This is a genomic window from Pseudomonas sp. 102515, assembly GCF_031085165.1.
In the GTDB taxonomy this organism is placed as follows: Bacteria; Pseudomonadota; Gammaproteobacteria; order Pseudomonadales; family Pseudomonadaceae; genus Chryseomonas.
Genome location: NZ_JAVHTY010000001.1, coordinates 971,438 through 990,634, shown reverse-complemented (window position 1 = coordinate 990,634; position 19,197 = coordinate 971,438). Strand labels below are relative to the sequence as shown.

Sequence of the window (19,197 nt, the reverse complement as noted above, 5' to 3'; positions counted from 1 at the left end):
TTGGCAACGGCGAGGCTAGGTTCTAGAGTATGCACGCGCAATCGCGGAGCCCGTCGCCGTCCGTCCTCAGGTGTCGTGTCTACTACGAAGATACCGATGCCGGCGGCATCGTCTATTACGTCAACTACCTCAAGTTCATGGAACGCGCCCGCACCGAGCGACTGCGCGCGCTGGGCTATGCCCAGTCCGAGCTCGCCCGGGACGGTCTGCTGTTCGTCGTCCATAGCAGCGAAGCGCGCTACCATGCGCCCGCGCGACTGGATGACGAGTTGCTGATCGGTGCCGAGGTGGTCGAGGCGAAGCGCGCCAGCCTCAGGTTTCACCAGGAGGTCCGGCGCGCCAGAGACGCTGTCCTGCTCTGTGAAGGGTGGGTGACGGTCGCCTGCGTGCGTGCTGACAGCTTCAGGCCCAGGGCGATGCCCGAAGCCATGCGAACGGTTCTTGCCGGAAATCCGGCGTCAATTCAATCAGGAGATTAAGCGTGCAACCCAACGTCGACCATACGTCCATGTGGAGCCTCATCGCCAACGCCAGTCTGGTGGTGCAACTGGTGATGCTCATCCTGGTCGCAGCCTCTGTCACGTCCTGGATCATGATCATCCAGCGCGGCAATGCCATGCGCGCCGCCAAGCGTTCCCTGGATGCCTTCGAAGAGAAATTCTGGTCGGGCATCGATCTGTCCAAGCTGTATCGCCAGGCCGGTAGCAACCCCGATCCGGATTCCGGCGTCGAACAGATCTTCCGTGCCGGCTTCAAGGAATTCTCCCGCCTGCGTCAGCAGCCCGGCGTGGATCCCGATGCCGTGATGGAAGGCGTCTCGCGCGCCATGCGCGTCGCCATCTCCCGTGAGGAAGAAAAGCTCGAGCAGGCGCTGCCGTTCCTGGCGACCGTCGGTTCCACCAGCCCCTATGTGGGCCTGTTCGGTACCGTCTGGGGCATCATGAACTCCTTCCGTGGCCTGTCCACCGCCCAGCAGGCGACCCTGGCCACCGTGGCGCCCGGCATCGCCGAAGCCCTGATCGCCACCGCCATCGGTCTGTTCGCCGCCATTCCCGCCGTCGTGGCCTACAACCGCTTCGCCTCCCGCTCGGAAATGCTGATCAACCGCTACTACACCTTTGCGGACGAATTCCAGGCCATCCTGCACCGCAAAGTCCACACCAGCGACGAATAAAGAGGTATCCCATGGTCCCTCGCCGCAAGAAACGCAAGCCCGTCGCCGAGATGAACGTGGTGCCCTACATCGACGTGATGTTGGTGCTCCTCGTCATCTTCATGGTGACGGCACCCATGCTCAACCAGGGCGTCAAGGTCGACCTGCCCAAGGTCGACAGTCAGGCCCTGCCGCAGGACAACGACAAGCAGATCCTCACCGTCTCCGTGAAGGCCAATGGTACCTACTACTGGAACGTCGGTTCCGAGGTCGATACCGATCAGAAGGCCAAGTCCGAGACCGCGGTGTCGCTGCCCCAACTGAGTCAGCAGGTCGGTGCCATCATGCGTCAGCGTGCGGACACCCAGGTGTTCATCCGGGGTGACAAGGCTGCCAACTATGGTGTCGTCGCCGGCGCCATGGGTGCCTTGCAACAGGCCGGCGTGCCCAACGTCGGGTTGATTACCGAGGCGCCTTGATGCGACACCGCGAGCGTTCGTCGTCCGAAAGTTATTTCTGGCCGGTCATCTGGGCAGTCGCCCTGCATGTGCTGATCTTCGGCCTGCTGTTCGTCAGCTTCGCCTTCACCCCTGAATTGCCCCAGTCGCGCCCGGTCGTCCAGGCGACCCTGGTCCAGCTCAAGTCCAAGAGTTCGGCGCAGGTGCAGACCGAGCAGAAACTGGCGGGGGAGGCGAAGAAGACCGCGGCCAAACAGTACGAGCAGGAGCAGCTGGAGCAGCGTCGCGAGCAACAGGAAGCCCAGCGTGAAGCGGCGGCGGCCAAGGCGGCTCAGCAACAGAAGGAAGCCCAGCAACAGGCCGCGGAACAAAAGAAAGCCGACGACGCTCGAAAGGCGCAGCAAGCGGAAGCGGCGGCCAAAGCCGCCGAAGCCAAGGCTGAGGCCGAGAAACAGTCCGAGGCCGCCAAGGCGGCTGCGGAAGCCAAGCAGGCTGTCGAGCAGAAGAAACAGGCGGATATCGCCAAGAAGAAGGCCGACGAAGCCGCCAAACAGAAGGCAGCCGACGAAGCGGCCAAGAAGGCGGCGGCTGAAGCAGCCAAGCAGAAGTCCGCGGAAGAGGCCAAGCAGAAGGCTGCGGCAGAAGCGGCCAAGAAAGAGGCTGCGGCAGAAGCCGCCAAGAAGAAAGCGGCGGACGACGCCAAGAAGAAGGCTGCCCAGGCAGCTGCACGCAAGGCGGCGGAAGACAAGAAGGCGCAGGCGTTGGCCGAGCTGCTGTCCGATGATACCCAACGGCAACAGGCACTGGCCGAAGAGCAGGGCGACGAGGTGGCGTCGAGCTTCGATGACCTGATCGTGCGTCTGGTCAGCGAGCAGTGGACGCGTCCTCAGTCGGCGCGCAACGGCATGAGCGTCGAAGTGCAGATCAACATGCTGCCGGACGGCACCATTACCAGCGCGACGGTGACCCGCTCCAGTGGCAACAAGGAATTCGATAATTCAGCGGTATCGGCCGTACGTAACGTCGGTCGTATCCGTGAGCTGCAGCAGCTGGATCGCAAGACCTTCGATCAGCTGTACCGTCAGCGCCGCATGATCTTCAAACCGGAGGACCTGAGTCTGTGAACACCCTGATCCGTTACATCCTGCTGGGCCTGGTCCTGGTGGTGGGCTCCGCCCAGGCGGCCGATCCGCTGGTGATCTCCAGCGGTAGCGATCGCGCCATTCCGATCGCCGTCGTGCCCTTCGGCTGGCAGGGTGGTCAGCCGCTCCCGGAAGACCTGGCCAATATCGTCAGCGACGACCTGCGCAACTCCGGGGTGTTCTCGCCGATTCCGCGCCAGAACATGCTGAGTCAGCCGAGCCAGGCGAGCGAAGTGATCTTCCGTGACTGGAAGGCGCTGGGCGCCAACTACGTGCTGGTGGGCAACGTCGTCCCCAACGGTGGCCGGCTGCAGATCAGCTACGCCCTGTTCAACGTCTCCACCGAGCAACAGGTCCTGACCGGCAACGTCGGTGGCAGCACCGATCAGCTGCGCGACATGGCGCACTTCATCTCGGACCAGGCCTATGAAAAGCTGACCGGGGTGAAGGGCGCCTTCTCGACGCGTATCCTCTATGTGACCGCCGAGCGTTTCTCCGCCACCAACACCCGTTACACCCTGCAGCGCGCCGACTATGACGGTGCTCGTGCCGTTACCCTGCTGCAATCGCGCGAACCGATCCTGTCGCCGCGTTTCGCCCCGGACGGCAAGCGCATCGCCTACGTTTCCTTCGAGCAGCAGCGCCCGCGCATCTTCATGCAGTACATCGACACCGGTCGCCGCGAGCAGCTGACCAACTTCGAGGGCCTGAATGGCGCGCCGGCGTTTTCGCCCGATGGCAATCGCCTGGCCTTCGTGCTGTCCAAGGACGGCAACCCCGAAATCTATGTGATGGACCTCGGTTCGCGTGCCATTCGTCGTGTGACGAATGACTCTGCCATCGATACCGAGCCCTTCTGGGGTAAGGATGGCCAGACCATCTATTTCACCTCGGATCGCTCCGGCAAGCCGCAGATCTACAAGACCAGCGCCAATGGCGGGGGTGCTGAGCGCGTGACTTTCGTCGGCAACTACAACGCCAACCCAAAACTTTCGGCGGATGAAAAGACCCTGGTCATGGTGCATCGCCAGGAAGGTTTCACCAACTTCCAGATCGCTGCGCAAGACCTCCAACGCGGCTCTGTGCGGGTACTTTCCAACACCAGCCTCAACGATTCGCCCACTGTTGCGCCCAATGGCACCATGCTAATCTACGCCACCCGCCAGCAGGACCGAGGCGTACTGATGCTTGTCTCCATCAATGGTCGCGTCCGGATTCCTATTCCCACCGCCCAGGGTGACGTGCGCGAGCCTTCCTGGTCTCCTTACCTGAACTGACGGCTAATTAGAAAAGTCCTTAGTTACACCAACATTGCGGTTCTTTTAGGAGTTACATGATGGAAATGCTGAAATTCGGCAAGTTCGCTGCACTGGCTCTGGCCATGGCCGTGGCCGTGGGCTGTTCCTCCAAGGGCGGCGACGCCTCCGGTGAAGGCGCTGGTGCTGGCGCCGGCGCCGGTGCTGTCGATCCGAACGCTGGCTACGGCGCCAACTCCGGTGCCGTCGACGGCAGCATGGGCGACGAAGCCGCTCTGCGCGCCATCACCACCTTCTACTTCGAGTACGACAGCTCCGACCTGAAGCCGGAAGCCATGCGCGCTCTGGACGTTCACGCCCGTGACCTGAAGGCCAGCGGCCAGCGCGTCGTTCTGGAAGGCAACACCGACGAACGCGGTACCCGCGAGTACAACCTGGCTCTGGGCGAGCGTCGTGCCAAGGCCGTTCAGCGCTACCTGGTGCTGCAGGGCGTGTCCCCGGCTCAGCTGGAGCTGGTGTCCTACGGTAAAGAGCGTCCGGTTGCCGTCGGTCACGACGAAGCTTCCTGGGCTCAGAACCGTCGCGTCGAGCTGAAGAAGTAATAAACGATGTCCAAGCGCCTGCAGTTCTTGATCGCCCTGACCCTTGGTGTACCGGTTGTCGCCGGGGCTCAGGTTCCCGTACAGGATGGTAGCTATGGTGTTGCCCAGTCCGCTGGGCAAGGCTATGGCAGCGCAGGCGCGGCCAGTGCCGGAAACGGGGCTCCCGTTTCCGGCATGGGTCAACTGTTCATGCAGTTGCAACAGATGCAGGACGATATCGCTCGCCTGCGTGGCCAGGTCGAGGTTCAGGAAAACGAGATCCGCCAGCTCAAGCAGGAAGGATTGGATCGTTACCAGGATCTGGATGGCCGTATTTCCCAGCTTTCTTCCGCCCCTGCCAATGCAGGTGCCGGAGCCGCTGCGGGTGCTGCCCAGGGCGGTGCCATCGCGGCCAACAACACGCCGGCCCCACCTGCTTCCGCAGGCGGACCGGTCGCCAGCAGCGAACCGGGCGATCCGGCGAAGGAAAAGCTGTACTACGACGCTGCCTTCGATCTGATAAAAGCCAAGGATTTCGACAAGGCCAGTCAGGCCTTCAACGCCTTTCTACGCAAGTATCCCAACAGCCAGTATGCGGGCAATGCCCAATACTGGCTGGGTGAAGTGAATCTGGCCAAGGGCGATCTGCAGGCCGCGGGCCAGGCATTCGCCAAGGTCAGTCAGGCCTATCCCACCAGCAACAAGGTGCCGGATTCGCTGTACAAACTGGGTGGCGTCGAGCAGAAGCTCGGCCGCACCGATCGGGCCAAGGGCATGTACCAGCAGGTCATCAGCCAGTATCCCGGCACCTCCGCTGCGCAACTGGCGCAGCGGGATCTGAAAAGCCTGCCCTAGCGCAGGCTTTTTTCTTATCTACCGCAACGGAGGCGGATGGCCTGTGTAGCCGTCACGCCCGTGGCTCCCATGCAAAAAGATACCCTACGTCTCACCGAAATCTTCTATTCGCTCCAGGGTGAAGCCCGCACCGCCGGTCTTCCCACTGTCTTCGTTCGGCTTACCGGCTGTCCCCTGCGCTGCCACTATTGCGACACGGCCTATGCCTTCACCGGCGGCGAGATCCATCACCTGGATGCCATCCTGGACCAGGTCGCGAGCTACCGGCCGCGGCACATCTGCGTGACTGGCGGCGAACCGCTGGCCCAGCCCAACTGCCTCAAGCTGCTTGAGCAGCTGTGCGACGCCGGCTACCAGGTGTCCCTGGAAACCAGTGGCGCCCTGGATGTCAGTGGCGTGGACGTGCGCGTCAGCAAGGTCGTCGACCTAAAGACGCCGGGATCGGGAGAGGTGGGGCGCAACCTGTACGCCAACCTCGACCACCTGACGCCCAACGATCAGATCAAGTTCGTCATCTGCTCCCGCGAGGACTATGACTGGGCGGTGTCCAAGTTGATCGAGTATCGCCTGGAGCAACGGACAGGCGAGGTGCTGTTCTCGCCCAGCCATGGCCAGGTGGTGCCGCGGGAGCTGGCGGAGTGGATCGTGGCGGACAATCTGCCGGTGCGTTTCCAGCTGCAGCTGCACAAGATTCTCTGGAACGACGAACCGGGACACTGAGCATGAGTCAGCCTAAAGCGGTCATCCTTCTTTCCGGCGGCCTGGATTCCGCCACCATCGTCGCCATGGCCCAGGCCCAGGGCTTCGCCTGTCACACCATGAGTTTCGACTACGGCCAGCGCCATAGAGCCGAGCTGCAAGCCGCCGAGCGCGTGGCGCGTCAGCTGGGTGTCGTCGAGCACAAGGTGATCGGTCTGGATCTCAACGGCATTGGCGGCTCGGCGCTTACCGATCCGGATATCGCCGTCCCGGAGGCCCCGGGGGAGGGCATCCCTGTCACCTACGTGCCGGCACGCAACACCGTGTTCCTGTCGCTGGCCCTGGGTTGGGCCGAGGTGCTCGGTGCCCGTCATCTCTTCATTGGGGTGAACGCGGTGGACTATTCCGGCTATCCGGATTGCCGGCCCGAGTTCGTCGATGCCTTCGAACGCCTGGCCAATCTCGCCACCAAGGCCGGTGTGGAAGGGGATACCTTCAAGATCGAAGCTCCGCTGCAATTCCTCTCCAAAGCGCAAATCGTCCAGGCTGGCAGCCAGCTGGGTGTGGACTATGCCCTGACCGTCTCCTGCTATCAGGCCGACGATGAGGGCCAAGCCTGTGGTCGCTGCGACAGCTGCCGCCTGCGTGCCGAAGGCTTCAAGGCGGCCAAGATTTCCGACCCCACACGCTATCAGTAAAAAATTTTCATCTAGGGTGTTGATTCTCCTGAGAAAATCGCTAGAATGGCGGCCACTAACGGGTCGTTAGCTCAGTCGGTAGAGCAGTTGGCTTTTAACCAATTGGTCGTAGGTTCGAATCCCACACGACCCACCATCTTCACCAAAAACCCTCCGCAAGGAGGGTTTTTGCGTTCCCCAGCTCAGACAAGCAGCCGTCTGTGGCGGAATCTAGCTCCGTGGTTTGATGATGTCGAACTGAATCAGCTGGCGCCCTGAGCCTGGCACAGGCTGGCGTGGGCGAAATTTCGTTTTTATCTTCGCTGCTCAACTATCCCCGTCTTACGACCGCTGTAAGCGGTCGCGCCCCATTGCTGATCCATTCTTCGAGCTGATCGAACGCTTCTGGCGTGGAAGGCGCGGCGATGCTCGCCGGCTGCTGAAAGGGCAGGGAGGGGAATTGCTTGGGTGGATCCAGTCGCTGCTCCTGGTGTTGCCGGGCGCTGTAATCGACTCGAGCGATCAGGCTCTTCGGTACCTTATCGGCACGTTCTTCGAGACATGACGCATCTGGTGTGGATCCGTCTCGATGTATTCCATCGTGGTAGCGATACTCGAGTGGTTCAGCAGGGCCTTGGCTACGTGGATATTGCGATCAGCTTGTCGCATCAGGCCAGACGCCAAGGTGTGCCTGAACCGGTGCGGAGTCATCCGAGTCCCTACCAACGCCATGAGCTTCCTATACCTTGCTTCAATCTGATGTATATCCATAGTTTCTCGCCTGTAGTGCGAAGAGAACCTATTGACGTTAAATAGTTGGTCCGTGGCTTTGAAATGCAGGGAATCTGCCCACGCTATAGCGCGGTCGATGTGCTCATAAAGAGGTCCGGAGATCGGTAGGAAGAACTCTTTGTGAGTCTTGTCTCCTTCACTTCGAATATTAATGGTTCTGAGCCAGGTAGTGCCGATCCTCGCAGCAGCGCTGCCTGGCACCACGCCAAAATCGGCAACGAGTAGCTGTTCCTTCGAAAGGCGGCATGGATTCAAGTCCCATGCCGCACTCATATCGATCATTCATTCACGATATCGATATCTCTCGTTTCGGCAGATAGGTAGACGCAGGTTGCCGAGATCACCGCGAGGCTTATGGTCAGTATCGAAATGGCATAGGGGGAGCCGAAATGGTTCAGTAAGTACGCTCCGAGGATCGGTGCGGTTCCGCCGCCGACGATACCCCCAATGTTGGTCGCCATTGCAAAGCCGGTAAACCGAGCACTAGGGCCGAATGCCTCACCGGTAAACGACGGTACGGCACCGTAGACCAAGCCGTACCCCGTCATGAAAAGGCATGAACCTATGACCATCGGCAGAAACTGGCCGATGGAAAACAGGTACCAGAAGGGAAACGCGACCAGTGCTGTGAACGCGAAGCCAATGAGCATGGTGGTACGCCTGCCTATTCGATCAGCCAAGGCGCCGGCGCAAGGCACTACCACCAGATGGGTGCAGACCGCGACCATAGCGACCGATAGCACGAAGGCGTTGGATAGCCCTAGCTCCCGCTGGCCATAACTCAGCGCGAACACGGTGAACAGGTAGAACGTGGAGAAATGGCAGATGTTGGCGCCAGCGACCAGTAGCAGTTGCTTGGGATAGCGCTTGAAGAGCCGCATAGCGGGCGACTGGCTGGGCGCTGCGTTAGCGGAACGTTTCGCGGCGGTCTCCAAGAATACTGGAGATTCGGGCACCTTCGAGCGAACGAAGACCCCAACGATCAGTAGTACGAGGCTGGCGACAAAAGGAATGCGCCATCCCCAGGAGTAGAAATCATCCTTAGATAACGCGCTGCTGACGATCAGGAGTAAACCAGCCGAGGCGATGAAGCCGAACACTGGGCCAATGTTGTTGATCGCGGCGTAGAGTCCACGTTTTCGCCTGGGCGCATGTTCGAGAAGCATGAGCACGGCGCCACTGTATTCGCCGGCGAAAGCGAAGCCCTGGATGAAGCGCAGGACACACAGCATGATCGGCGCCCAGATACCGACGCTCGCATAGGTAGGCAAAAGGCCGATACCCACGGTGCTCAACCCCATGACGATCAGCGTGAGATAAAGCAACTTCTTCCGACCGATACGATCGCCGAAATGCCCAAGCACTAGGGAACCTAGGGGTCTGGCGATGAAGGAAATGGCGAAGGAAGCAAGGGAGGCCAGCCGCGAGACGGCTTCATCATGCCCAGGAAAAAACAGGGGAGCGAAGATCAGGGCCGCGGCGGTGCCATAGAGATAAAGGTCATAGGTTTCGAGTGCCGTACCGAAAAGGCTTCCCGCCACCACGTTCTTCATGGACTTCTGCTTTTCCGCGTCCATGTGTTCGAGGGTTGTTTCACTGATACTGGATATAGCAGTCTGCATGGTTTCACCTGTTGTTATTGTAGATGTGCCAGTGCTGTACTTGACGGTGCTCGATTACTCGCCTCTCAAGGCCCTGACGAAGTAATCCCGGTCTCCCATTTGCCCGCCTTTCAGAGCGATCTCCAGGGACTTCAGATAGGGCTTTTCCGAATGCATTTGGCACAACGGGGCGCCGGGCGAGAGATAGGACTTGATAACCAATGCCTCTGGATTGAGGACTTTGGTTATCTGGCTGGAAGTATCCCCTCCAGAAATCACGAGCCGCTTCAGTGGATAGGCTTCGAGAATGGCCAGGACGACATGACCCAACTCGAATGCCAGTCGTTTGCCGCCGTGAGTTCTCGCGTTGTCACGATTCAGGCCTTCGGCGACCATGGCTTCGATCATCTGCTCGATGCGCGGATCGGCCGGGCCCTTGGCGGTATGCATGACGACGGATCGTCCCGCTGCGAGATGAGCGAGTGCAGTTGTCACCAGTTCCTGGAGTATCGCGCTACGCCTGGCGTTGCTTATGAGCCCTGTGGTATCCACTGCCAGCTCGACGAAGCCATCGGCGAGCGCTGCATCGATCTGAGCCTGGCTCAACGGTGAGGCGCTGCCCGACACCACGAGCACCTGTCCAGCAGGATGCAACGGAGCGACTTGGGCTTGGCGGTTACACGTCCGGCCGCCTGCGTGCCAGTGTTGTGTCAGTCCGTACTCCACACCGGACGAGCCGACCACGAACACAGGGGCATTGCCGATGGCGAGTTCGGTGAGGGCCCGGCCCGCTGCGGTCATATGCTCGTCGGTGATGCCGTCGAACAACACTGCATCATGCTGAAGACCCACTTCACGGGCCAGAGCGGTGAGATCGTCCGTCTCTTCAATATGCCGGATGGTTACCTTGGCAATGTCCAGGTTCGCCTGGTGGCCGATGTGCACACTGAGGTCGGCTTCCTGCATCGGAGTGATCGGATGAGCCCGCATGATCGGGTGGCGGTCGATCCGGTGGACCTGGTGATCCGTCTTGGACAGGGCGAACAGATTGCCGAAGGCACAGTACCGACCCAGCTGGGGATTGCCGGCAATGATGGGGATGCCGGTGACGGCGAAGATGGCCGATGCCAGGCCGATCACGTGGCCGATGCTGCCAACGTTTGGCGCGCTGTCGAACGTCGAGCACACCTTGTAGTGCACCAGTGACGGTGAGAGCTGTTTGATCGCGTGGAACACCGCGGGTAGGGCATCGTCCATTTCTGCGTTGGACATCGCACGGCTATCACCGGCGATGCCAATGGCATCGAAGCCGCCAAGCTCCGCGATCAGTCGTGGCGACGGGGGCTGTAGGAACAGCGCGCACTTGAGTCCGGCCGCGGTCAGCACTTCTAATGCATCCGTCGAGCCAGTGAAGTCATCGCCATAGAAGACGAGCGGAAGTTTCGGATGGGCATCCACAGCCATCTTCATGCCCCTCCGAATTTCTTTAGCGCGGCACTCAAGGCCGGACGGGCTTCGGCGTACTGATGCAGGGGCACATGTTGCACTGCAGCCTCCCAGCCCTCGCGCATGCTCTGCACGCCAGCCTCGATACCTTGCGGATGACCGATGATGCCTCCGCCCGCCAGATGCATGAGGTCGACCGACTTGAGTGCGTTGTAGAGAATCGGGGCCTGCGCGGCCCACTGGCCGGAAGAAAACACGGGCAGCAACGGCTGTATGCCGGCGAAGGGGCGCAAACAACTCCGTGCCGATGAAATAACGGACTCGTCCGGCTCCCAGAACTTGCTCTGGACTCCGTTGACATGCAGATGGTCGATGCCCGCTAGGCGCCATACCTTTTGGTAGACGTCGAAGGAAAAGCCCAGGTTAGGGCTTCGCGTGAGGGCGCCCCACCCATTGCGATGGCCATGAATAGGTAATTGGGAATGCTTGCGGATGTGTTCGACGGCCGAGTGGCCAACCCAGTTCAGGCACAGCATCACGCAGGTGCCACCGGCCTCGCGCACGGCATCGTGCCGCCTCAGCATGTCGTCCACGCCGCCCGAGATGTTGATGGCATACATCGGCATCCGGCCTAGCCGATCGGCATGACGGTGTAGCACCTGCATGACAGCGCTGAGCCGGGCATCGAAAGACGCATAGGTCGGGTCAATCAACAGCTCATCGTCCTTGAAGAACTCGATACCGCCTGCGCAAAGGGCATCGACCGTTTCCGCAGTCTGCTCAGGGGTCAAGCCGATGCTGGGCTTGATGATCGTGCCGATGATGGGCCGATCGTGTACGCCACAGAGGGCGCGCGTACCTCCGATCCCGAACTGAGGCCCGAGGAACGTCGAAGCGAAATTCTCGGGCAGTTCCAGATCTAGGACCCTGAGAGCGCTCACTTCGCCTAGCTCGAAGAGGTTTCCCGCGATGGTGGTCAGCAAAGCGGGAATGTTGGTGCCAATGTTGGCGATAGGGAATGCAATCGTGACCTCGCCGCGATGGAAGTGATTAGACGGGTTGTGCCTGCCCAAATAAGCGCTGTGCAACGATGCTGTATCTACAGCCGGCAGCGTCTTGATGGATACGACCCGTGCGCGCGAGCGCTCTTTCAACTCCGCTGATTCACCTGGAACGGAGATGAACGTACCGCTCGATTGTTCGCCGGCGATAATCTCCCCGACTTTCTCGATCGGAAAGTTACTTTCAACAAAGAAGCGAGCGGTGAACTCTTCCCTGGCTGACGGATAATCGGACATAAGTATTCCCCGAGCTGTTTATTGTTGTCGATCTTCAGCGAAAAGCGTCTGCAGATGTACTTTCAATATACATTGACCACTCACCCGGCCAATCGATATGATTTCCTGGTCGCACGACAAAAACTCACACTCAGCGCGGATCGTCGCGAGAGGCGGCGCGCCCAGTCGGCTAGCGAGGTACCGAACGATGCCCTCTACCCCACGGCCCTCTCTAAATGCCTTGAGAGCCTTCGAGATGACTGCTCGAAAGGGCACGTTCAGCGAGGCGGCCGACGCCTTGTCGGTGACGCATGGCGCAATCAGTCGGCATATTCGGAGTCTGGAAGACTCGCTTGGCGTGGTGTTGCTGACGCGCAATGCGCATGGCACCGCACTCACTGCAGAAGGCGCCAAGCTCGCGGCCGGCCTCAGGCGCGGATTCGCATTGATCCAGGAAAGTGTGGAGCAGGTGCGGCCTCAGCCGCTGGAGCTTTCTTGCTCTGCCTCAATCATGATGCACTGGCTTTTACCTCGTCTGGCAAAGTTGCACAGCCGCTTTCCCACGATGGAGCTTGGGCTCAAGACTGGACATGGTCCTATCGACTTCATTCAGGAAGGCGTCAGCGTCGCGATTCGACTAGATAGCATCCAGCCACCTCCAGGTACCGTTCCCATCCCGCTCACACGTGAATGGATAGGGGTGATTTGCTCGCCTGAGTATCAGGCTGCGTCTGGAGTGAACGGCATCGACGAACTAGGCCGGGAACGCTTACTCGCCACCAGGACTCGGCCGCACGCGTGGAGTGACTGGTATACGGCGATGGCGCGCATACCGATAGAAACGAACGGTATGGAGTACTTCGAGCATTTTTACCTGCTGATCCAGGCAGCGAAGGTTGGGCTCGGAATGGCCTGCGTTCCCCGAATACTGGTGCAGTCCGAACTCGACAAAGGGGAACTCGTGGCGCCCTTTGGCTTTGTCGAGGGTCCCGCCCACTTGGTTCTCTGGGTCTCTCCAAGCGCGATGCAGCGGCCTGACACGGCGAACCTCGCACAATGGCTTCGAGAAGAAATGGCAAGCAGCTGAGGCGTGATCTCAGTGTGATAGCGCCTCGGCACTGAGGGATTAGATATCCCCTGCGCCCCAAGCCAGGAAGCCACCGTCCACGGGCAGGACAATGCCATTCACATAAGCTGCTACGTCAGATGCTAGATAGCTGACCGCCCCAGCCATTTCCTGAGTGGTGCCGTAGCGCTTAGCCGGAATGGCGTTGCTATAAGCCTTGCGGAAACTGTCGCTGTGGAGCTCTCGAGTCATGGGGGTATCGACTGGCCCAGGCGCGATCGCGTTAGCAGTGATGCCATAGTCAATCAATTCGACGGCCATTTGACGAGTCAGCGCGATCACCGCGCCTTTAGATGTGCCATAAGCCGTACGACCTTTGCCAACGGCACGCAGGCCGGCTACTGAAGCGATATTTATGATCCTGCCAAAGCTATGCTTGCGCATGAGGCGAGCGGCCATTTGGCAGCACAGGAAGGTGCCGGTGACGTTGATGAGCAAGGTCTTGTTGAAGACCTCGAGATCGAAGTCGAGAAACGGCATTGTCTTAGCGATACCGGCAGAGTTAACCAGGACGTCGCATCGGCCCAGTTCACGCTCGATCCAGTCGAAGCCCTCGGTTATGGATGACGGTGAGCTGACATCAACCTGGCAGGCGAAGGCAGAAAAGCCCTGGTCTTTAAGGTGGTCGGCGAAGCGCTCAGCCTCATCGATTTTGATATCACAGATGACGATCTGGTGACCGTCTTTCGCAAGGGCCAGCGCAGCTGCAGCGCCGATACCCATCGCCCCACCTGTGACGACGGCAACTTTTTGATCCATGGCTTGCATTGATTTTTCTCTTGTTCTAAACGCCTGGGTGGCTGAGCTTTGGAGATTAGGAAATAGCCCGCTAGAGATGCAATCGATAAAATCTCCCGCTCAAGTGATGAAATTTCACAATCACGAAAGGGCAAGCCGAGTCAGTAATTACAGCCGGCAAAGCAAATGGGGAAGTCATCGATTCAGCAGGCCCATATCCTTTTGCCTCATCTGGAAGTAGATGCTTTTTGAGCCGGTATTGTGAGAGAGGGAGTGATCCGAAAATAATCGTCCGACAGTCAGTAGTTTAATCAACGAAAATCTCGACTCCGGGTGTCGAGCCCCTGCAGCAGCTCGCTGATGTCCTCAAGTCGGCCGGCTACGACGTGCAGTACCCCATCGCGCGTCTCCACGGTCCCATCCACCCGTAGCAGCTGTGACGCCACCAGCTCGCGCCGCTGGCATTCCGCCAAGGTACGCCACACCACCACGTTGACCATGCCGTACTCGTCTTCCAGCGTCACGAAGGTCACCCCGCTGGCGCTACCAGGCCGCTGCCGGCCGACCATCAGACCGGCTATACGTGCTGGCTGGCCGTGGCGCCGGTCCTCAAGGTCACGTGAGCTCATCAAGCGCAGAGCGATGAGCTTAGGGCGCAGCAGAGTGAGCGGGTGCGGTCCCAGAGTGGTACCCAGCGAGGCGTAGTCAGAATGGAGGTCTTCACCCACAGTAGGAGCGACCAGCGCCTGGATCTCCTCCACCACCACAGCGCCCTCGGCGAGGAGCGGAAGCTGCGGCTCGATCGCGGCCATTGCCCAGCGCGCCTGGAAGCGGTGCCCAGCCAAACCCTTCAGTGCCCCCGCATCCGCCAGGCACTCTCGGGCCTTGGCATCAAGGGCTGGCTGCCGGCTATCCGCGACAGCCTCGAGGCTGCAATCCCAGTCGCTGCAGGTCACGTCCACAGGCAGGGTCTGCGACCGGTGCCGCCGGGCGTCCTGCAGGATCTGGTATGGGCTGTAGAAACCCATGGGGTAGGAATTGATGAGCGCCGCGGCGAAGGCCGCCGGCTCATGGCATTTGAGCCAGCAACTGGCGTAGGTCAGCAGGGCGAAGCTGGCCGCGTGGGACTCCGGAAAACCGTAGCTGCCGAACCCCTCGATCTGCCGGAAGATGTCCGCGGCGTACTCGGCGGTGTAGCCATTGGCAAGCATGCGCGACGGGAGCCGCTCCCGGTGCGGCTCTAGACCGCCATGGCGCTTCCAGGCCGCCATGCTGCGCCTCAGCTGATCGGCTTCACCCGGGGTGTAGTCGGCGGCCAGAATGGCAAGCTCCATCACCTGCTCCTGGAACAAGGGCACACTCAGGGTCCGGCCGAAGACGCGCGCCAGCGCCGGCGGGTAGCTGATCTCCTCCTGGCCGGTCCGCCGCCTCAGGTAGGGATGGACCATGCCCCTTGGGTGGGGCCCGGCCGGACGATGGCCACCTCGATCATCAGGTCTTAAAAGGTCTGTGGCCCCAGCCGCGGCAGCATGGCCATCTGGGCGCGTGATTCGATCTGGAACACGCCAAGCGTATCGGCCGGGCTGATCATCGCGTAGGTCGGCTTGTCCTCCTGGAGTTCCTTACCCCGGTAGCTTTTGCCCAGGTCGAAGCACCAACGCAGCGTGCTAAGCATCCCCAGGGCGAGGATGTCGACCTTCAGAAGGCCCATGGTATCCAGGCCGTCCTTGTCCCATTGGATTTCCGCCAAGCCTGATGCCGATCTGCTCATCCAGGCATGGACAGGACATACGGGAGGCGAGGTCGGCTTAGAGAGGCGCTCTTTCATACCGACCATACGAAGCAAATTTGGCGCCGGATCTCCACCAGTATGGCCTGGGCGGTATCGATACGTTGCGACAGGGCCTGCGGACTTGCCCGGAAGTCGGCATTCTGGACAGGCTTGCCTCGGCGGTGCCCGCTCCGCCTCCGGTAGTGCCCACAGGTCGAGCTTCTGCACCGGTATGCTGTTTCGCTTTTACTGTGGGAAAATCACACCCTTTCCTGCCCGTTTCGCTTCGTACATTAGGACGTCAGCTTCTCGGATTAACTCGGGGGCGGTTGTAAACGAACCGGGCGTGTATACCGCTATACCCATGGATGCCTGTACGTGTACGGAGCCGCAAGGGAGTTCAACTGGTTGTACGATGCTCGCTAGCATTTTAGATGCAACCATTCTTGCGTCAGAGAGGCCATTTTGTACACTTTCCAACGCAACAGTAAACTCATCGCCAGCTAAACGGGCAACCATATCACTCGCTCGGCTAGTATCTCGTAGGCGCGCGGCTATGACGCGAAGTAGTTCATCGCCGGCCTCATGGCCAAACGTATCGTTAACAGCTTTAAAGCCATCTAGATCAATGAATACGAGCGCTAATGGAGTTTGGTTGCGGTCAGCGCGCGCAATCGCCATTGGAAGGAGCTCTGCGAGAGCACGGCGATTTAGTAACCCTGTCAGTGCATCTTGCCTCGCCTCTTGCTCTCGCTGAGCCTCCATAGCTTTACGGGCGGTAATATCGTGTAGGAAGGCACTGAACTGGGTGCGTGTGCCGATTTTCAATGCCCGAAGTCGTATCTCTACCACGAGCGAGGTACCATCTTTGCGCAGTGCTGGTAGTTCGAGTCGCTGATTAAGTACTTTTGCCTCGCCAGTAGTTAAATAGCGCGCCATCCCGCGACGGTGCCCTTCACGCATCCCGGCGGGTATGATCAGCTGATCCAATGGGGTACCGATCGCCTCGTCTGCCGACCAACCAAACGTTTCTTCTGCCATCTTATTCCAAGCGGTGACCGCGCCTGTGTCGTCCAGATTTATATAGGCGTCGTTGGCGTTCTCAATGACCATCGTCAGCTCGGCTTCACGATCACGAACTGTCTGCTCGATAAGCAACTGGCGTTGGATAACGTCCTGTAACACAAGGTTAGTATCGGATAGTTGCTGAGTACGCGCCTGAACTCGGTCCTCTAGCTCACGATGCAGCGACGTTAGGCTATCTACCAAGTGTCGAAGGACCATGCTCAGCTTTTCGACTTCCAGGCTACCCCCGACCAACGGAATTTCTACTGCGGCTCCTTCGGAAAGGTGAGTAGCCGCCTCGGCGATCCTGTTCAGCGGCTTGGTGATAACTCCCGCCACGAACCACCCCAGGAAGGCAAAAGCGATAGCGAGCAGGCTCCCCCATAGCAGTATTTCCATACGGATTTCGTGAGCTTCTGCAAAGGCGAGATTTGCCGGCTGACGGGTAACCACCGTCCAACCCAAGCCCGGATAGCCATCAAGACCTGTGCTTTCGGCAATTCCTACTAGGTAGGTTTTATCATCTTGCCATTGGCTGACTGCCCACCGTGCTCCGCTTCTGTAGTCGATGCTGGGATCAATGGGTTTGCCAATCAGATGTTTGGGGCCCAATAAGACCATTCCATCCTGACTGACGACCAGATATTCCAGGCCGGGAAGGCTTTTCCCAGCCGGTTCAAAAATGGTCCGTCCTACCTCTGCGGCCCACTGCCACGACAGATGAGAGGCCAGTACGCCCATGAAGGCTCCAGCTTTGTCCCGCAACGGCATGCTGATGTCGACGAACTTCATGGCCTCCCCCGACGGGTTGGGTAGAAGCTTCGCGAGCATAACGGCTTCGTGCACGTCGCCTACAAAGGTGCGGTCTTGGCCGTTTATAAACACTGGCCGCTGAGCAATGCTCATACCCTCAAGCAACCGTCCGGTCGATGCGACCACCTTGCCTTCGGTATCCGTAAGCCCGATCCAGGAAAAGCTGGGAAATTGGGCATTGAGATGGTTGAGCAGCCTACGTGCCTCACCTACGTTTCCAGGTTGACGCAGCGCCTCTAGGGCGCTGAGGACGGTAAGTTCCTTGGAGCGGCTATGCATATCCCGGTCAAGGCGGTCGATCATTGAAGCGGCGTATTCAGCAAGCTGCTGCCCAGTCTGCTCTTTGAGTCTGGAAATCGAGGATGCGCCAATGACGGTGCCGAAGATGCCGGTAAGCACCAGGACAGAAAGCGCGACGACGATTGCGAATTTTGCCCGCAGGCTTTGGAAGGAAAATAGACGGATCATGGGTCGCTCTAGTGGGGCCGAACGCCTCTGTTCCTTGGCATTCTGGTGAAGGCTATCGGCCGCCATCGCTAGCGCTTTATCTGTTACTCAGCGTTTTGCTCACCGATGGCTAAGAAGGACTACTTTCGACTTAAAACGCCGGAATCGGTAGCCCTATCAAATGGCTATCTCTGGCTAGATTCATTTTATGCCCTAGCAAAGTGAGCTTTGCTTCCGATCGCACGCCAGATTGTCGCGATCTCGGCCAAGAGGAGCATCGCTGTTTCTGTTTTGCTGCGTAGCCTTTATTGAACGCACCGCGCCATTGCTCGACCAATTGGTACCGTCTGTCAGTATCCGCCCGATCTGGTCCAGGAAATCGCGGCTGCGTCCGAAGAACGGAGTGGTGGAGCCGCACAGATCAATAGCGGCAGGCTGCAACTTAGTCAGACTCCCAACGGACCGTCTTCTATCCACAGCGGTGGCCGTCACCGCGGAAGAGATGAGCGGCCAGGCCGAGCAGCTCCAGCAGTTGATGGAATACTTCGCCCTGAGCGGTTCACCGGTACAGCAGCAGGTCGCGCGCCCTACCAGCGGTCGCTCGGATCCGAGCCTGGCCGAACGCACCTTTTCGCTGATCGATACTTCTCATCGTGCACCGCGTGGTGGCGTGCCGGCCGGTTTCACCCGTTTCGCGGAGCAAGCCTGACGTAATCTTTCCCGACCTGTCCAAAATTCGCATGACTCACTGGCAGGAGGGGGTCAGCACGTGGGCGCTTGCACACGGTGGCATCGTGCTACAAGCGCAGCTGCGTTACCTAGCTTTAGTGCACGCTGTGCGTGAGTCCAATGGCCTGATCGCTGTCGGTGCCCAGCTCAGCGATAAGCGCATCGCTTAGTGACTGATCAACCTTCTGGGTGGGAATACCCCGCAGCTTCCGCGCGCGTGACTAGTGCTGCGGTTATCTTCGCTTCGAGGTCTTTCTGAGAAAACGGCTTGTGCAACACGGGATGCTGAGCGAATTCGCTGCTAAGTCCGCTAGCACCATAGCCTGTGCTGAAAAGAAAAGGGATATTACGATCACGCAGGATCTCAGCGACCGGGAAGACAAGTTGGCCGGCGAGATTGACGTCCAACATCGCTAGGTCGACCTCGATAGAGCGAGCTATATCTGTCGCCTTGGCAAGCTGAGCAACGGACGCAACGACAATACAACCAAGGTCCTCTAGCATCTCCTCGATCAACATGGCAATTGCTCCCTCGTCCTCGACAACGAGCACTCTGACTCCGTCCATCGCG

General features: G+C 59.5%; 18 protein-coding genes, 1 tRNA gene and 1 pseudogene. 12 read left to right on the top strand and 8 right to left on the bottom strand.

Annotated features, from left to right (window positions below):
- Positions 1-29: 29 nt before the first annotated feature.
- From ybgC to RCF34_RS04430, 10 genes are all read left to right on the top strand, one after another.
- On the top strand, positions 30-479 hold the full coding sequence (gene ybgC, locus RCF34_RS04475; protein ID WP_308707085.1) for a tol-pal system-associated acyl-CoA thioesterase: 450 nt from the start codon (positions 30-32) through the stop codon (positions 477-479).
- A 2-nt stretch (positions 480-481) separates the two neighbouring features.
- Positions 482-1,174: a protein TolQ gene (gene tolQ / locus RCF34_RS04470; RefSeq protein ID WP_308707084.1), complete on the top strand. Its 693-nt coding sequence runs from the start codon at positions 482-484 to the stop codon at positions 1,172-1,174.
- Positions 1,175-1,185: 11 nt separating this feature from the next.
- A complete protein-coding gene (gene tolR / locus RCF34_RS04465) occupies positions 1,186-1,632 on the top strand; it encodes a protein TolR (RefSeq protein WP_133861225.1) in 447 nt (148 codons plus the stop codon).
- A complete protein-coding gene (gene tolA, locus RCF34_RS04460) occupies positions 1,629-2,735 on the top strand; it encodes a cell envelope integrity protein TolA (protein WP_252977172.1) in 1,107 nt (368 codons plus the stop codon). The genes tolR and tolA overlap by 4 nt, the downstream gene beginning before the upstream one ends.
- Entirely contained in the window at positions 2,732-4,030 is a 1,299-nt protein-coding gene (gene tolB / locus RCF34_RS04455) for a Tol-Pal system beta propeller repeat protein TolB (protein WP_145010019.1), read from the top strand. The genes tolA and tolB overlap by 4 nt, the downstream gene beginning before the upstream one ends.
- A gap of 59 nt (positions 4,031-4,089) precedes the next feature.
- On the top strand, positions 4,090-4,611 hold the full coding sequence (gene pal, locus RCF34_RS04450; RefSeq protein ID WP_007160328.1) for a peptidoglycan-associated lipoprotein Pal: 522 nt from the start codon (positions 4,090-4,092) through the stop codon (positions 4,609-4,611).
- Between the two features lie 6 nt (positions 4,612-4,617).
- Entirely contained in the window at positions 4,618-5,445 is an 828-nt protein-coding gene (gene ybgF / locus RCF34_RS04445) for a tol-pal system protein YbgF (RefSeq protein ID WP_308707083.1), read from the top strand.
- Positions 5,446-5,514: 69 nt separating this feature from the next.
- Positions 5,515-6,165: a 7-carboxy-7-deazaguanine synthase QueE gene (queE, locus tag RCF34_RS04440; protein ID WP_308707082.1), complete on the top strand. Its 651-nt coding sequence runs from the start codon at positions 5,515-5,517 to the stop codon at positions 6,163-6,165.
- Between the two features lie 2 nt (positions 6,166-6,167).
- Positions 6,168-6,842, top strand: a complete 675-nt coding sequence (gene queC, locus RCF34_RS04435; RefSeq protein ID WP_308707081.1) for a 7-cyano-7-deazaguanine synthase QueC — start codon at positions 6,168-6,170, stop codon at positions 6,840-6,842.
- 60 nt (positions 6,843-6,902) lie between these two features.
- Positions 6,903-6,978 (top strand) — tRNA-Lys (locus tag RCF34_RS04430).
- 365 nt (positions 6,979-7,343) lie between these two features.
- Here RCF34_RS04430 and RCF34_RS04425 read toward each other — a convergent pair.
- From RCF34_RS04425 to RCF34_RS04410, 4 genes are read right to left on the bottom strand one after another with little or no spacing between them, the layout of a single operon-like run.
- A complete protein-coding gene (locus tag RCF34_RS04425) occupies positions 7,344-7,886 on the bottom strand; it encodes a site-specific integrase (protein WP_308707523.1) in 543 nt (180 codons plus the stop codon).
- A 5-nt stretch (positions 7,887-7,891) separates the two neighbouring features.
- On the bottom strand, positions 7,892-9,235 hold the full coding sequence (locus tag RCF34_RS04420) for an MFS transporter (RefSeq protein WP_308707080.1): 1,344 nt from the start codon (positions 9,233-9,235) through the stop codon (positions 7,892-7,894).
- Positions 9,236-9,289: 54 nt separating this feature from the next.
- Complete coding sequence (locus RCF34_RS04415) at positions 9,290-10,684, bottom strand: four-carbon acid sugar kinase family protein (RefSeq protein ID WP_308707079.1); 1,395 nt, start codon at positions 10,682-10,684, stop codon at positions 9,290-9,292.
- Entirely contained in the window at positions 10,681-11,958 is a 1,278-nt protein-coding gene (locus RCF34_RS04410) for a ribulose-bisphosphate carboxylase large subunit family protein (protein ID WP_308707078.1), read from the bottom strand. Before RCF34_RS04410 ends, RCF34_RS04415 begins: the two co-directional genes overlap by 4 nt.
- A gap of 187 nt (positions 11,959-12,145) precedes the next feature.
- Here RCF34_RS04410 and RCF34_RS04405 point away from each other — a divergent pair, with 187 nt between their 5' ends.
- Complete coding sequence (locus tag RCF34_RS04405; RefSeq protein ID WP_308707077.1) at positions 12,146-13,024, top strand: LysR substrate-binding domain-containing protein; 879 nt, start codon at positions 12,146-12,148, stop codon at positions 13,022-13,024.
- Positions 13,025-13,063: 39 nt separating this feature from the next.
- Here the strand turns inward: RCF34_RS04405 and RCF34_RS04400 are convergent, their stop codons facing one another.
- The 3 genes and pseudogenes from RCF34_RS04400 to RCF34_RS04390 all read right to left on the bottom strand — a co-directional run bounded on the left by RCF34_RS04400 (position 13,064) and on the right by RCF34_RS04390 (position 17,918).
- Positions 13,064-13,831, bottom strand: a complete 768-nt coding sequence (locus tag RCF34_RS04400) for an SDR family oxidoreductase (protein WP_308707076.1) — start codon at positions 13,829-13,831, stop codon at positions 13,064-13,066.
- Positions 13,832-14,112: 281 nt separating this feature from the next.
- A pseudogene (locus RCF34_RS04395) lies at positions 14,113-15,668 on the bottom strand (OB-fold nucleic acid binding domain-containing protein); the annotation flags it as partial.
- A gap of 150 nt (positions 15,669-15,818) precedes the next feature.
- On the bottom strand, positions 15,819-17,918 hold the full coding sequence (locus tag RCF34_RS04390; protein WP_308707075.1) for a diguanylate cyclase domain-containing protein: 2,100 nt from the start codon (positions 17,916-17,918) through the stop codon (positions 15,819-15,821).
- Between the two features lie 481 nt (positions 17,919-18,399).
- Between RCF34_RS04390 and RCF34_RS04385 the strand changes: the two genes are divergently transcribed.
- Positions 18,400-18,606, top strand: coding sequence for a hypothetical protein (locus RCF34_RS04385; RefSeq protein ID WP_308707074.1), 207 nt, complete (start codon positions 18,400-18,402; stop codon positions 18,604-18,606).
- A gap of 197 nt (positions 18,607-18,803) precedes the next feature.
- On the opposite strand, the gene RCF34_RS04380 is transcribed toward RCF34_RS04385, so the two are convergent.
- Positions 18,804-19,193 carry a response regulator gene (locus RCF34_RS04380; protein WP_308707522.1) on the bottom strand — a complete coding sequence of 130 codons (390 nt, stop codon included), beginning with the start codon at positions 19,191-19,193 and terminating at the stop codon, positions 18,804-18,806.
- Between the last annotated feature and the right edge of the window lie 4 nt (positions 19,194-19,197).

What these genes read in the sequence shown, in the direction of transcription:
- queE (WP_308707082.1), top strand. Translation starts at nt 5,515, where the DNA reads ATGCAAAAAGATACCCTACGTCTCACCGAAATCTTCTATTCGCTCCAG.
- RCF34_RS04385 (WP_308707074.1), top strand. Translation starts at nt 18,400, where the DNA reads ATGAGCGGCCAGGCCGAGCAGCTCCAGCAGTTGATGGAATACTTCGCC.
- RCF34_RS04410 (WP_308707078.1), bottom strand. Translation starts at nt 11,958, where the DNA reads ATGTCCGATTATCCGTCAGCCAGGGAAGAGTTCACCGCTCGCTTCTTT.
- tolR (WP_133861225.1), top strand. Translation starts at nt 1,186, where the DNA reads ATGGTCCCTCGCCGCAAGAAACGCAAGCCCGTCGCCGAGATGAACGTG.
- RCF34_RS04415 (WP_308707079.1), bottom strand. Translation starts at nt 10,684, where the DNA reads ATGAAGATGGCTGTGGATGCCCATCCGAAACTTCCGCTCGTCTTCTAT.
- RCF34_RS04425 (WP_308707523.1), bottom strand. Translation starts at nt 7,886, where the DNA reads ATGAGTGCGGCATGGGACTTGAATCCATGCCGCCTTTCGAAGGAACAG.
- ybgF (WP_308707083.1), top strand. Translation starts at nt 4,618, where the DNA reads ATGTCCAAGCGCCTGCAGTTCTTGATCGCCCTGACCCTTGGTGTACCG.
- ybgC (WP_308707085.1), top strand. Translation starts at nt 30, where the DNA reads ATGCACGCGCAATCGCGGAGCCCGTCGCCGTCCGTCCTCAGGTGTCGT.
- RCF34_RS04390 (WP_308707075.1), bottom strand. Translation starts at nt 17,918, where the DNA reads ATGATCCGTCTATTTTCCTTCCAAAGCCTGCGGGCAAAATTCGCAATC.
- RCF34_RS04380 (WP_308707522.1), bottom strand. Translation starts at nt 19,193, where the DNA reads ATGGACGGAGTCAGAGTGCTCGTTGTCGAGGACGAGGGAGCAATTGCC.
- RCF34_RS04420 (WP_308707080.1), bottom strand. Translation starts at nt 9,235, where the DNA reads ATGCAGACTGCTATATCCAGTATCAGTGAAACAACCCTCGAACACATG.
- RCF34_RS04400 (WP_308707076.1), bottom strand. Translation starts at nt 13,831, where the DNA reads ATGCAAGCCATGGATCAAAAAGTTGCCGTCGTCACAGGTGGGGCGATG.
- queC (WP_308707081.1), top strand. Translation starts at nt 6,168, where the DNA reads ATGAGTCAGCCTAAAGCGGTCATCCTTCTTTCCGGCGGCCTGGATTCC.
- pal (WP_007160328.1), top strand. Translation starts at nt 4,090, where the DNA reads ATGGAAATGCTGAAATTCGGCAAGTTCGCTGCACTGGCTCTGGCCATG.
- RCF34_RS04405 (WP_308707077.1), top strand. Translation starts at nt 12,146, where the DNA reads ATGCCCTCTACCCCACGGCCCTCTCTAAATGCCTTGAGAGCCTTCGAG.